Annotated in this window: 12 protein-coding genes; 11 read left to right on the top strand and 1 reads right to left on the bottom strand. The window is 71.0% G+C overall.

Annotation, left to right across the window (positions count from 1 at the left end; translation table 11 throughout):
- Positions 1-64: 64 nt before the first annotated feature.
- Complete coding sequence (locus DY023_RS17360; protein WP_116243591.1) at positions 65-649, top strand: TetR/AcrR family transcriptional regulator; 585 nt, start codon at positions 65-67, stop codon at positions 647-649.
- Between the two features lie 38 nt (positions 650-687).
- On the opposite strand, the gene DY023_RS17355 is transcribed toward DY023_RS17360, so the two are convergent.
- Positions 688-1749, bottom strand: a complete 1062-nt coding sequence (locus DY023_RS17355) for a YeiH family protein (RefSeq protein ID WP_116243590.1) — start codon at positions 1747-1749, stop codon at positions 688-690.
- A gap of 82 nt (positions 1750-1831) precedes the next feature.
- Between DY023_RS17355 and DY023_RS17350 the strand changes: the two genes are divergently transcribed.
- The 10 genes from DY023_RS17350 to cobA all read left to right on the top strand — a co-directional run bounded on the left by DY023_RS17350 (position 1832) and on the right by cobA (position 12278).
- Positions 1832-2749 (top strand): LysR family transcriptional regulator, encoded by a 918-nt coding sequence (locus tag DY023_RS17350; RefSeq protein ID WP_181905894.1) that lies wholly within the window; start codon positions 1832-1834, stop codon positions 2747-2749.
- Positions 2750-2869: 120 nt separating this feature from the next.
- On the top strand, positions 2870-3550 hold the full coding sequence (locus DY023_RS17345) for a sirohydrochlorin chelatase (protein WP_116243588.1): 681 nt from the start codon (positions 2870-2872) through the stop codon (positions 3548-3550).
- Positions 3551-3704: 154 nt separating this feature from the next.
- Complete coding sequence (locus DY023_RS17340) at positions 3705-5423, top strand: nitrite/sulfite reductase (protein WP_116243587.1); 1719 nt, start codon at positions 3705-3707, stop codon at positions 5421-5423.
- Positions 5420-6163, top strand: coding sequence for a phosphoadenylyl-sulfate reductase (locus DY023_RS17335; protein WP_116243586.1), 744 nt, complete (start codon positions 5420-5422; stop codon positions 6161-6163). Before DY023_RS17340 ends, DY023_RS17335 begins: the two co-directional genes overlap by 4 nt.
- Positions 6160-7116, top strand: coding sequence for a sulfate adenylyltransferase subunit CysD (gene cysD / locus DY023_RS17330; RefSeq protein WP_116243585.1), 957 nt, complete (start codon positions 6160-6162; stop codon positions 7114-7116). The genes DY023_RS17335 and cysD overlap by 4 nt, the downstream gene beginning before the upstream one ends.
- Entirely contained in the window at positions 7116-8513 is a 1398-nt protein-coding gene (locus DY023_RS17325) for a sulfate adenylyltransferase subunit 1 (protein ID WP_116243584.1), read from the top strand. Before cysD ends, DY023_RS17325 begins: the two co-directional genes overlap by 1 nt.
- A 43-nt stretch (positions 8514-8556) precedes the next feature.
- Positions 8557-9621 (top strand): ABC transporter substrate-binding protein, encoded by a 1065-nt coding sequence (locus tag DY023_RS17320; protein ID WP_425453475.1) that lies wholly within the window; start codon positions 8557-8559, stop codon positions 9619-9621.
- The gene (locus DY023_RS17315; RefSeq protein WP_116243583.1) at positions 9621-10493 is read left to right on the top strand and encodes an ABC transporter ATP-binding protein; all 873 of its coding nucleotides are present in this window, start codon (positions 9621-9623) and stop codon (positions 10491-10493) included. Before DY023_RS17320 ends, DY023_RS17315 begins: the two co-directional genes overlap by 1 nt.
- Positions 10483-11484, top strand: a complete 1002-nt coding sequence (locus DY023_RS17310; protein WP_116243582.1) for an ABC transporter permease — start codon at positions 10483-10485, stop codon at positions 11482-11484. Before DY023_RS17315 ends, DY023_RS17310 begins: the two co-directional genes overlap by 11 nt.
- A complete protein-coding gene (cobA, locus tag DY023_RS17305) occupies positions 11481-12278 on the top strand; it encodes a uroporphyrinogen-III C-methyltransferase (RefSeq protein WP_116243581.1) in 798 nt (265 codons plus the stop codon). Before DY023_RS17310 ends, cobA begins: the two co-directional genes overlap by 4 nt.
- Positions 12279-12280 lie beyond the last annotated feature (2 nt).

Genomic DNA, 12280 nt, shown 5'->3' with positions numbered 1-12280 from the left:
CGTAGCAGTACGCGCGCGGCATCCGCAACGCTGAAACGAACGTTCTATCGATAAGCTCGACGGTATGTCGACCAGAACCGGCCAGAGCACCCGCGAGCGCATCGTGCTGGCGGCCACCCGCATGATGCAGCAGCGCGGCTTCGAGGGTGCGGGAGTCAAGCAGATCGCGACCGAGGCGGGAGCCACGCTGGGCTCGGTCTACCACTTCTTCCCGGGCGGGAAGGAGGAGCTGGCGATCGCGGCGATCGATCAGGGCGATCGCGAGTTCGCCGGAATCCTGGCCGACTCACTGGCGAGGGCGGACGATCCGGCGCAGGCCGTCGAGGCGTGTGCCCGTTCGCTGGCCGAACATCTCGAGGCGTCGGGCTGGACCGACGGCTGTCCGATCAGCGCCACCGCCCTCGAGACCACGGGGCGGGTTCCGGCGATCGAGGCGGCGGTCGCGCGCGTGTTCCGGAACTGGCAGGAGCTCGCCGCGGACAGACTGCGCGCAGCGGGATTCTCCGAGGGTGACGCTCGCGAACTCGCCTGCACGGTCATCAACACGCTCGAGGGCGCGGAGCTCTCCGCCCAGGTCTTCCGGACGCAGGAGCCGCTGCTCGTCGCAGGCAGGCATCTCGCGCTGCTCATCGACGCGTCGAGGCGCTGACCGGCGCGCTGTCCGGCCTTCTCGCGCCTCGCGGACCGTCAGAACCCGAGCGCCCCTGTCACCGCGATCGTCGCGAGCGATGTCAGCGTCACCAGTGCCCAGAGGATCCCGCCGAGGGCGAGTGGACGCCAGCCCGCGCGACGCAGGGCCGGGATGTCGGTGGACAGGCCGATGCCGGCCAGGGCCATCGCGATCAGGAAGATGCTCGCCTGCACCAGGAAGTCGCGCGGGCCCTGCGGGATGACGCCAAGAGAATTGATCACGGCGACGATCACGAAGCCGATCAGGAACCACGGCACGAGGGTCGCGATACGGCGTCCGGTGAGGCGCTCGCCACCGGCATCCCTCCGCGCCTCGATCACCGACAGGCCGATGCTGATCGGGATGATCATCAGGGTGCGCACCAGCTTGACCACGACGGCGAAGCCGAGCGCCGCCGTGCTGAACACACTCGCGGCGGCGACCACCGAGCTGGTGTCGTTGATCGCGGTGCCGGCCAGCAGTCCGAACGTGTGCGGGTCCAGGTCCAGGGCGTGCCCGATCAGGGGGAACAGCACGACAGCGAGGATGTTGAACAGGAAGATCGTCGAGACGGCGTAGGCGATCTCGGCGCTGGCAGCGCCGATCACCGGTGAGACCGCGGCGATGGCGGATGCTCCGCAGATGCCGGTGCCCACGCCGATCAGGGTGCGCAGCCGGCTCTCCACCCGCATCGCCCTGCCGATCCACCACGCGCCGAGCAGGCAGACGGCCAGCGTCGTCAGCATGATCGGCAGGGACTCGACTCCAACCTGCACGATGCTGCCGATCGACAGCTGCACGCCCAGCAGCACCACGGCCAGCTGCAGCAGGAACCTGCTCGAATACCCGATGCCCGGCGCGATGCGGGCGTCCGCCCGCTCTGGCAGCATCCGTCCGCGCAGCAGCGACAGCAGCACACCGATGATGATCGCCGGCACGGCGGAGCCGAGCACCGGGACGAGGGTGCCGATTCCGGTGGCGAGCACCGCGATGCCGGCCGTGACGAGCACGCCGGGGAGCACCTCGGCGCCGCGCCGGGCGAGCCGCTGCGGCAGGGTCTGCGCGGGCGAGAAGAGCATGATTCCAGCGTTCCCGGCCTCGGCGCCGACCGGTAGACGGCTATCGTGGGTAGGGGTACAGGCTGAGGCTGTGGGAGGTGCGATGCGCGACGTTCCCGACCTCGACGCGCTCGAGCTGCTGGTCGCCGCGCTGCGGACCGGCTCGATCTCGGCCGCCGCCCGGGAGTGCGGGATCTCGCAGCAGTCCGCGTCCACCCGGCTGCGGGGAGTCGAGCGGATGCTCGGCATGGAGCTGTTCCTGCGCACGCCGCAGGGCGTCGTGCCCACGCCGGAGGGCGAGACCGTCGCGACCTGGGCGGCGGACGTGCTCGCCGGCGCGGAGCGCTTCCGCGCCGGGGTGGAGACCCTCCGCGATGCGCGCCGCCGCGAGCTCACGGTGGCGGCCAGTCAGACCGTCGCAGCCCACATGGTGCCCCGCTGGCTGGTGGCACTGCGGGAGCGCCAGGTGCTCGCGGGCCGGGTGCCGACTGCGGTGCGGCTGCTCACCGCCAACAGCGTCGAAGTCGAGGAGCTGGTGCGCAGCGGGCGCGCGGAGCTGGGCGTGATCGAGTCGTCGATGATCCCGCCGGGGCTCTCGCACACCACGGTCGGGCAGGACGAGCTCGCCGTGGTCGTCGCGCCGGGGCATCCGTGGGCGAACCAGCGCGTGACGCTCGAGGCCGTTGCGGACGCTCCGCTGGTCGCGCGTGAGCCCGGCAGTGGCACCCGACGGGCCTGGGACGACGAGGTGCGCTCCCGGCTGTATCGCGACCCGGCCGAGCCGGTCGCGGTGCTGTCGACGACGGCCGCGGTGCGCTCCGCCGTCGCCGAGGGGCTCGGACCGGCCGTGCTCTCCCGACTGGCGGTCGCCGACGACATCCGCCTCGGCCGTATGATCGAGGTGCCGCTGGCGGATGCTCCGCTGCTGCGCCCGATCACCGCACTGTGGCGCGGCGGGGTCCGTGACCTGTCGCCCACCAGCCGTGAGCTGATCGAGGTCGCCGTGGAGCGCCCGTCCTGATCGCACCGGGGAGCCCGGTCACGCCTGCAGGCGGCGATCACGGGCGCAGGCATGATCGGCGGCGACCCGCCTGCCTGTAGTGATCCTGCCTGCAGCTGTGACACCCCCTAGTCTGTGAGGATGGCCCAGCCCGCACTGCTCGCCGTCTCGCACGGCACCTCCGACACCCAGGGCGCCGCCGATGTGCGCTCGCTCGTCGCCGCGGTGCGCGCCGCTGCGCCGGCCCTCGAGGTGCACGAGGCGTTCGTCGACGTGCAGGAACCGGATGCCGGCGCGGCGCTCGCCGCGATCGAGGGGCCGGTCGTGGTCGTCCCGCTGCTGCTGTCCAGCGGCTTCCACGTCTTCCACGACCTGCACGGGATCGTCGCAGGGCGGGCGGATGCGGTCGTCGCCGACCCTCTCGGGCCGGATCCGCGTCTCGCCGAGGTGCTGGCGCGACGTCTGCCGCCGGGGGACGACGTCGTGATCGCTGTCGCCGGTTCCCGCGACGACCGCTCCGCGGTCGATGCGGAGGGGATGGCGGAGCAGTTCGCGACGCGGCTCGGCAGGCCCGTCCGCATCGGCTATCTCGCCGCCCGCGAACCCGAACTGGGGGCGCTGCTCGACGAGCATCCGGGTGCCGTCGTGTCGACGTACCTGCTCGCGCACGGGTACTTCTACGACTTGACCCGCAAGCGGTCGGAGGGGCATCCGACGTCGAAGCCGCTGCTGGACGGTTCCGAACCGCCCGCCGAGCTCGTCGGACTCGTTCTAGAGCGTTTCAGCGCGGCGTCCGCACAACTAATCCGCGCGCACGAATAGCACGCGAGCGCTTCTGAATCGCTTTTCTTTCGAAGCATGACGGGGCGTGACGGGGCTTGACGCCATAAGTCATTCCGCAGTTCCCCTGCGCGATCCGGCTGTCTAGCGTGTCCTCGTGGTGATGCCCCCGACGCATCGCCGGAGGAGAGCGATCATGACCGTCGAACAGCAGGCACCCGTTCGCGGGGCGAGGACGCGCACTTCGCGCGCGCCGTCCAAGCCGCACGGCCAGTGGGCGGTCGACGGCAACGAGCCGCTGAACGCCAACGAGGAGTTCAAGCTCGCCGACGGCGGGCTGAACGTGCGAGAGCGCATCGAGCAGGTCTATGCGAAGGGCGGCTTCGCCTCGATCGATCCCACGGATCTGCACGGCCGGTTCCGCTGGTGGGGGCTCTACACGCAGCGCAAGCCCGGCATCGACGGTGGACGCACCGCCCAGCTCGAGCCGCACGAGCTCGAGGACGAGTACTTCATGCTGCGGGTCCGCATCGACGGCGGACAGCTGACCACCGAGCAGCTCCGCGTGATCGGCGGGATCTCCACGGAGTTCGCCCGCGACAGTGCCGATCTCACCGACCGGCAGAACGTGCAGCTGCACTGGGTGCAGGTCGAGGACGTGCCCGAGATCTGGCGCCGTCTCGAAGCGGTCGGGCTGAGCACCACCGAGGCCTGCGGCGACGTGCCGCGCGTCATCCTCGGCTCGCCGGTGGCCGGCATCGCCGCCGACGAGATCATCGACCCCACGCCGCAGATCCGCGAGATCGCGGACCGCTTCATCGGCGACCCGACGCTGGCGAATCTGCCCCGCAAGTACAAGACGGCGATCACGGGCCACCCCAGCCAGGACGTCGTGCACGAGATCAACGACTGCGCCTTCGTCGCCGTCGAGCATCCCGAGCTCGGGATCGGCTACGACATCTGGGTGGGCGGTGCGCTCGCCGCGGTGCCCCGTCTGGGTGAGCGCCTCGGCGCCTTCGTGGTCCCGGAGCGGGTCGGCGAGGTGTGGCACGGCGTCACCCAGATCTTCCGCGACTACGGCTACCGCCGGCTGCGCAACAAGGCCCGGCTGAAGTTCCTGCTCGCGGACTGGGGTGTGGAGAAGTTCCGCGAGGTGCTCGAGAACGAGTACCTCGGCTCGCCGCTGCCCGACGGCCCCGCGGCCCCCACACCGACCACGATCGGCGACCACGTCGGAATCCACCGGCAGAAGGACGGCCGCTTCTACGTCGGCGCCGCTCCGCTCGTCGGCCGCGTGTCGGGCACGACGCTCACCGCGCTGGCCGACCTCGCCGAGGTGCACGGCTCCCGCCGCATCCGCACCACGCCGCATCAGAAGCTGCTGGTGCTGGACGTGCCGGAGGACGAGGTCGACGGCCTCGTCGCCGGACTCGACGCGATCGGCCTGTCGTCGCGGCCCAGCCTGTTCCGTCGCGGAACGATCGCCTGCACCGGGATCGAGTACTGCAAGCTCGCGATCGTCGAGACCAAGGTCAACGCGGCCCAGGCGATCGAGCAGCTCGAGGAGCGCCTCGGGGCGCTCGAGCCCGAGATCGGCCGTCCGATCACTCTGCACGTGAACGGATGCCCGAACTCCTGCGCCCGCATCCAGGTCGCGGACATCGGGCTGAAGGGCCAGCTGGTCACGATCGACGGCGAGCAGGTGCCCGGCTACCAGGTGCACCTCGGCGGCGGTCTCGCCGGCGTCGGCCGCGACGAGGCGGGCCTCGGCCGCACCGTGCGCGGCCTCAAGGTGCCCGCCGACGGCATCGCGGACTACGCCGAGCGCGTCATCCGCCGCTACCTCGCGGACCGCGCCGACGGCGAGAGCTTCGCGCAGTGGGCGCACAGAGCGGATGAGGAGGCACTGCAATGAGCGTCAGCCTCGCTCCCCGCGTGCAGACCAGGCGCACCCGCGAGGAGCTCGCGGCGCTCGCCGAGCAGGGCAACGCCGAGCTCGGCAGCCTGACCGATCACGAGGCATCCGCCGCCGAGGTCGTGGCCTGGGTGGCGCGCCACTTCGGCGCCGAGGCCGCGGCGGTCGCCTGCTCGATGGCGGATGCCGCACTGCCGCACCTCGTCGCGGAGCAGCTGCCCGGCGTCGACGTGCTGTTCCTCGACACCGGCTACCACTTCACCGAGACCTACGCCACGCGCGACGAGGTCGCGAGGGCCCTCGACGTGCGCATCGTGGATGTCACGCCCGAGCAGACCGTCGCCGAACAGGACGCCGAGTTCGGCGCGAAGCTGTTCGAGCGCGACGCGGCGCTGTGCTGCGCTCGCCGCAAGGTCGCCCCGCTGCGGGAGGCCCTCGGGGGCTACGAGCTGTGGTTCACGGGCGTGCGTCGCGACGAGGCGCCGACCCGCACGAACACGCCGCTGGTGACCTTCGACGAGCGCAACGGCCTGGTCAAGGTGAATCCTGTCGCGGCCTGGAGCTTCGACGACGTGCTCGCCTACGCCGCGGAGCACAAGGCGCCGGTCAACCTGCTGGTCGACTTCGGATACCCGTCGATCGGATGCCAGCCGTGCACCAAGCCGGTCGCCCCCGGCGAAGACCCCCGCTCCGGCCGCTGGGCCGGACAGGCGAAGACAGAATGCGGGCTTCACGTATGAGCACTGACACCACTTCCTCCCCGGTCGTTGAGCGAGCGGAGCGAGACGAAACGCGTCCCACTGGACTCAGCGCCCTCGACCTGCTCGAGGCCGAGGCGATCCACATCATCCGCGAGGTCGTCGCCGAGTTCGAGCGCCCCGTGCTGCTGTTCTCCGGCGGCAAGGACTCCGTGCTCGTGCTGCACCTGGCCACCAAGGCCTTCGCGCCGGGCCGGGTGCCCTTCCCCGTGCTGCACGTGGACACCGGGCACAACTTCCCCGAGGTGATCGCGTTCCGCGACGAGACCGTGCGGCGCCTCGGGCTGACCCTCGAGGTCGCGCGGGTGCAGGACTACATCGACGACGGCCGCCTCGCCGAGCGGCCCGACGGCACCCGCAACCCGCTGCAGACGCAGCCGCTGCTCGACGCGATCGCGCTCGGCCGGCACGACGCCGTCTTCGGCGGTGCGCGCCGCGACGAGGACAAGGCCCGCGCCAAGGAGCGCATCATCTCGCTGCGCGACGAGTTCGGGCAGTGGGACCCGCGCAACCAGCGTCCCGAGCTGTGGAGCCTGTACAACGGCCGCCACCTGCCCGGTCAGCACGTGCGCGCGTTCCCGATCTCGAACTGGACCGAGCTCGACGTGTGGAGCTACATCGAGCGTGAGGGCATCCCGCTGCCGCCGCTGTACTTCGCGCACGAGCGTGACGTGTTCCGGCGCGACGGCATGTGGCGCGCGGTCGGCGAGGTATCGCAGCCCCGCCCTGACGAGCAGGTCGAGCGCCGCGTCGTGCGCTACCGCACGGTCGGCGACATGAGCTGCACGGGCGCCGTGGAATCGGATGCTGCGGATGCCGCATCCGTCGTCGCCGAGGTCGCCCGCTCGACCATCACCGAGCGCGGCGCGACCAGGGCGGACGACCGCATCAGCGAGGCCGCCATGGAGGACCGCAAGAAGGACGGGTACTTCTGATGACCATCGACAACGTGACCGGACGTCCTTCGTCTCGCTCCGCTCGCTCAGGAGCCGCGGAGGGGGGACTTCCCCCGGGTCCTGAGCGAGGAGCGCAGCGACGAGACGAAGGGCGTGCGACCCTGTTCCGGTTCGCGACCGCGGGCTCTGTCGACGACGGCAAGTCGACCCTGGTCGGCCGGCTGCTGCACGACGCGAAGGCGATCCTCGCCGACCAGCTCGAGCAGGTGCAGGCCACCAGCCGGCAGCGGGGCTTCGCGCACGGCGACTTCGACTTCGCGCTGCTCACCGACGGCCTGCGGGCCGAGCGCGAGCAGGGCATCACGATCGACGTGGCCTACCGCTACTTCGCCACCGACCGGCGCAGTTTCATCCTCGCCGACTGCCCTGGGCACGTGCAGTACACCCGCAACATGGTCACCGGCGCCGCGACCGCGGATGCCGTCGTCGTGCTCGTCGATGCCCGCAAGGGTGTCGTGGAGCAGACCCGCCGGCACCTCGCCGTCGCCTCGCTGCTGCGTGTGCCGCACGTGATCATCGCGGTGAACAAGATCGACTTGATCGGCTTCGACGAGGACCGCTTCCTCGAGATCGAACTCGAGGCGGAGCGCGTCGCCGAGCAGCTGGGCCTGCGAGGCATCCACGTGCTGCCGGTCTCGGCGCTCGAGGGGGACAACATCGTCGAGCGCTCCGAGCGCACGCCCTGGTACAACGGCGACACGCTGATCCAGCTGCTCGAGACGCTGCCCAGCGCCGACGAGACCGACTCCGCGGCATCCGATCTCCGACTGCCGGTGCAGCTCGTGCTGCGCCCGCAGGGCGGACTCTCGCCCGAGACCCCGAACCCCGAGCGCTACCGCGACTTCCGTGGTTTCGCGGGGCGCATCTCGTCCGGTTCGGTGAGCGTGGGCGACCGGGTCGAGGTGTTCCCCGGCGGGCACGGCACGACGGTCACCGGCATCCTCGTCGCCGGCGAGCCGGCGGACGCCGCGACAGCGCCGCAGTCGGTCACGCTGACACTCGCCCATGAGCTGGATGCCGCGCGCGGCGCCGTGATCACCGCCGCGGGCACCGCACCGGTAGGACGCCGCGAGGCGGTGGTCGAGCTGTTCCAGCTGGACCAGCGCGAGGTCATCGCCGGCGCGAAGGTGCTCGCCAAGCACGGCACCGCGACCGTGCAGGCGCTGATCGCCGAGGTGCTCGACCGCCGCGACCTGGAGACCCTGGCCCGCGAACCGGCATCCGTGCTGGCCGTGAACGAGATCGGGCACGTGCGGTTGCGCTTCGCCGCTGACCTGCCTCTCGAGCCGTACACGAACGACCGCCACGGCGGTTCGCTCGTGCTCATCCACCCCGGCGACGGGGCGACGCTGGCCGCCGCGACCGTCGTCGACTGAACCCGACACCATCCGCAACACCGACGCTGAGGAGGCGAAAACCGTGAAGAACACCCGCAAGACCACCGCTCTGACCGCCCTGGGACTTGCAGCGATGATGCTCGCGGGCTGCGCCTCGGCATCCGCCGACCAGGGCACGGGCAAGGACGACCTCGCCGAGCTGCGCCTCGGCTACTTCGCGAACGTGACCCACGCGCCCGCGCTGGTCGGCGTCTCGGAAGGGCTGTTCCAGGATGCACTGGGCGACGTCGAGGTGAAGACCGAGGTGTTCAACGCCGGCCCCGCCGCGATCGAGGCGCTCTCGGCGGGCGCGATCGATGCCACCTACATCGGCCCGAACCCGGCGATCAACACGTTCATCCAGTCGGGCGGGCAGTCCGCGAACATCATCGCCGGCGCGACCTCGGGTGGCGCGGCGCTGGTCGTGAGCGACGAGATCAAGACCGCCTCGGACCTGAAGGGCGCGACTCTCGCGACCCCGCAGCTCGGCAACACGCAGGACGTGGCGCTGCGCAGCTGGTTGGCGGATGAGGGTTTCGAGACCTCCGTCTCGGGCGGCGGTGACGTGAACATCACCCCCACCGAGAACGCGCAGACGCTGACGCTGTTCCAGGACGGCGAGGTCGACGGGGCCTGGGTGCCCGAGCCGTGGGTGTCGCGGCTGGTGGTCGACGCCGGTGCGAAGGTGCTCATCGACGAGAAGGACCTCTGGAAGGACGGTGCGTTCCCGACGACGGTGCTGCTGGTGCGGAAGGACTTCGCGAAGGAGCATCCGGAGGCCGTGGAAGAGCTGCTCGAGGGGCACATCGCCTCGGTGCAGTGGCTCGACGACAACGCCGCCGAGGCGCCCGCCGTGATCAACGGCGCGCTGGAGGATGCCACGGGCAAGGGTCTGTCCGACGAGGTGCTCGCGCGTGCGCTGCAGAACGTGACGTTCACGGTCGACCCGCACGCGGAGACCTTCGAGAAGCTCGTGAGCAACGGCCTCGCCGCCGGAACGCAGAAGAAGGGCGCGATCGACGGGCTGTTCGACCTGCGCGCGCTGAACGCGCAGTTGAAGGACGCCGGCCAGGAGCCGGTCTCGGCCGCGGGGCTCGGGGAGGACTGATGGGAGTGCGCACCGAGGACGCTTCGACCGCCTCAGCGGCCCAGAGCCCTGGGTCCCTGAGCCCGTCGAAGGGTGCCGCCCGGCTGACGCCGAGCTTCGACGGCGTCACGCCGCTTGCTGCGCCGGCGCCCGTCGTCGCCCCCTCGGTGCGCCTCTCGCACGTCACCAAGCGGTACGGCACGGGTCCGGTGGTGCTCGACGACATCTCGCTCGACATCGCACCCGGCGAGTTCGTCTGCCTGCTCGGGGCATCCGGATGCGGCAAGTCGACCCTGCTGAATCTCGTCGCCGGTCTCGAGCCTGCGACGGCCGGCGAGATCGTCACGCCGGACGGCGGCGCCGCGGTCATGTTCCAGGAGTCCGCGCTGATGCCCTGGCTCACCGCACGGAAGAACGTCGAACTGGCACTCCGACTGCGCGGGCTGCCGCGCGGCGAGCGCCGCGCCGAGGCCGAGCGGCTGCTCGGCACCGTCAATCTCTCCGAAGCTGCCGACAAGCGCCCGCACGAGCTCTCCGGCGGGATGCGGCAGCGCGTGGCGCTCGCGCGTGCCCTGGCCCAGGACCGGTCGGTGCTGCTGATGGACGAGCCCTTCGCCGCTCTCGACGCGATCACCCGCGACCTGCTGCACGAGGAGCTGGAGCGGGTCTGGCGCGCCACCGGTCGCACGATCGTGTTCGTCACGCACAACGTGCGCGAGGCGGCGCGGCTGGGTCAGCGGGTGATCCTGCTGTCGAGCCGGCCCGGCCGTATCGCGGGGGAGTGGCGCATCCGCAACACCACCGGCCGCCGGATCGAGTCGCCAGAGGTGGCGGCGCTGGCCACCGAGATCACCGCCGAGCTGAGGAAGGAGATCGCCCGCAATGCCTCCTGAAGCTTCTGCAGAGACCCTTCGTCTCGCTTCGCTCGCTCAGGGTGCGGGCGACCGGACCCTGAGCGACGAGCGCAGCGAGGAGCGCCGTACTGAGCGAGCGGAGCGAGACGAAGTGACGAAGGGCGCCAAGGACGAGCTCGACACCCTCTCCGCCGGCCTCGACCGCCTGCAATCCGACGAGGCGCAGCGCCCCTCGCTGGTGCGGGAGGTCCTGTCGAAGGCGCTGCCGCCGATCATCCTGCTGCTGGCACTGCTCGCGATCTGGCAGTTGTACGTCATGATCGCGAACCCGCGCCCCGACAAGGCACCCAGCCCGATCCAGGTCGCGTCGGCGCTCGGCGACGCCTGGGCGTCCGGTCGACTGCAGGAGGCCGTGGCGACCAGCCTCGAACGCGGCGTGATCGGATTCCTCATCGCGATCGTCATCGGCACGGCGCTCGGCATGCTGCTCGCCGAGGTGAAGGTGCTCCGCCGCGCTGCGGGCCCGCTGATCTCGGGACTGCAGGTGCTGCCCTCGGTGGCCTGGGTGCCCGCGGCGATCATCTGGTTCGGCCTCTCCGACGCCACCGCGTACTTCGTGATCCTGATGGGTGCGATCCCGTCGATCGTGAACGGCCTGCTCTCGGGCATCGACCAGGTGCCGCCGCAGCTGCGCCGGGTCGGCACGGTGCTGGGAGCCAGCCGGTGGCAACTGGCCACCGAGGTGGTGCTGCCGGCGTCCCTGCCCGGATACTTCGCCGGGCTCAAGCAGGGCTGGGCTTTCTCGTGGCGGTCGCTGATGGCCGCGGAGATCATCACCACCGGCGGATCGATCGGCTTCGGCCTCGGCACCATGCTCGATCAGTCCCGTGAACTCGCCGATCTCGCGGCGGTGCTCGGAACCATCATCCTGATCCTCGCCATCGGAATCCTCATCGAACTCGTGATCTTCGGCCCCATCGAGCGGCGGATGCTGCGCAGCCGGGGCCTTCTCCTGGGAGGTGGAAAGTGACCGGACGCGTCACCCTCGTCGGAGCGGGACCCGGCGATGCCGGCCTGCTCACCCTGCGCGGACTGCGCGCGCTGCAGCAGGCCGACGTCATCGTCGCCGACCGCCTCGGCGCCCGCGCCGTGCTCGAGCAGCTCGCCGCAGAAGGTGTCGAGCTCACCGCCGACGTCGTCGACGTCGGCAAGCTGCCCGGCCACCACAAGGTGCCGCAGGACGGCATCAACGCCCTTCTCGTGCAGGAGGCGCTCGCCGGACGGAACGTCGTGCGCCTGAAGGGCGGCGACCCGTTCGTGCTCGGCCGCGGACGAGAGGAGCAGCTGCACTGCGAGTCGGCAGGCATCCCCGTCGAGGTCGTCGCGGGCGTCACCAGCGCGATCTCGGTACCGGCTGCCGCGGGTATCCCGGTGACCCACCGCGGCGTCGCGACCTCGTTCACCGTCGTCAGCGCGCACGACCAGATCCAGCACCTGCCCGGCGGCTCCGACCACACGGTGATCCTCCTGATGGGCGTGAACACCCTCGGCCACTCCGCGCACGTGCTGGCCGCCGGCGAGCGCGGGGCGGACTGCCCCGTCGCGATCGTCGAGGACGGTTACGGCGAGAGGCAGCGCGTCACGATCGGCACGCTCGGCACCATCGCCCACCTCGCCGCCGCGCGACAGGTGCGCTCGCCCGCGGTCGTGATCGTCGGCGATGTCGTCCGCCTCGCTTCGACAGGCTCAGCGACCCAGGAGATTGGGTCCCTGAGCCTGTCGAAGGGCTGGACCGACGCGCTGCTCACCCTCTCCTCACTCTGAGT

The organism is Microbacterium bovistercoris, from assembly GCF_003387575.1.
Lineage (GTDB): Bacteria > Actinomycetota > Actinomycetes > Actinomycetales > Microbacteriaceae > Microbacterium > Microbacterium bovistercoris.
The sequence above is the reverse complement of the archived record's forward strand: the minus strand, read 5'-3'. Positions and strand labels throughout refer to the sequence as shown.

Excerpts from the sequence above, each read along its gene's own strand:
- DY023_RS17350 (WP_181905894.1), top strand. The coding sequence starts at position 1,832 with ATGCGCGACGTTCCCGACCTCGACGCGCTCGAGCTGCTGGTCGCCGCG.
- DY023_RS17345 (WP_116243588.1), top strand. The coding sequence starts at position 2,870 with ATGGCCCAGCCCGCACTGCTCGCCGTCTCGCACGGCACCTCCGACACC.
- DY023_RS17360 (WP_116243591.1), top strand. The coding sequence starts at position 65 with ATGTCGACCAGAACCGGCCAGAGCACCCGCGAGCGCATCGTGCTGGCG.
- DY023_RS17310 (WP_116243582.1), top strand. The coding sequence starts at position 10,483 with ATGCCTCCTGAAGCTTCTGCAGAGACCCTTCGTCTCGCTTCGCTCGCT.
- DY023_RS17335 (WP_116243586.1), top strand. The coding sequence starts at position 5,420 with ATGAGCGTCAGCCTCGCTCCCCGCGTGCAGACCAGGCGCACCCGCGAG.
- DY023_RS17340 (WP_116243587.1), top strand. The coding sequence starts at position 3,705 with ATGACCGTCGAACAGCAGGCACCCGTTCGCGGGGCGAGGACGCGCACT.
- cysD (WP_116243585.1), top strand. The coding sequence starts at position 6,160 with ATGAGCACTGACACCACTTCCTCCCCGGTCGTTGAGCGAGCGGAGCGA.
- DY023_RS17315 (WP_116243583.1), top strand. The coding sequence starts at position 9,621 with ATGGGAGTGCGCACCGAGGACGCTTCGACCGCCTCAGCGGCCCAGAGC.
- DY023_RS17325 (WP_116243584.1), top strand. The coding sequence starts at position 7,116 with ATGACCATCGACAACGTGACCGGACGTCCTTCGTCTCGCTCCGCTCGC.
- DY023_RS17355 (WP_116243590.1), bottom strand. The coding sequence starts at position 1,749 with ATGCTCTTCTCGCCCGCGCAGACCCTGCCGCAGCGGCTCGCCCGGCGC.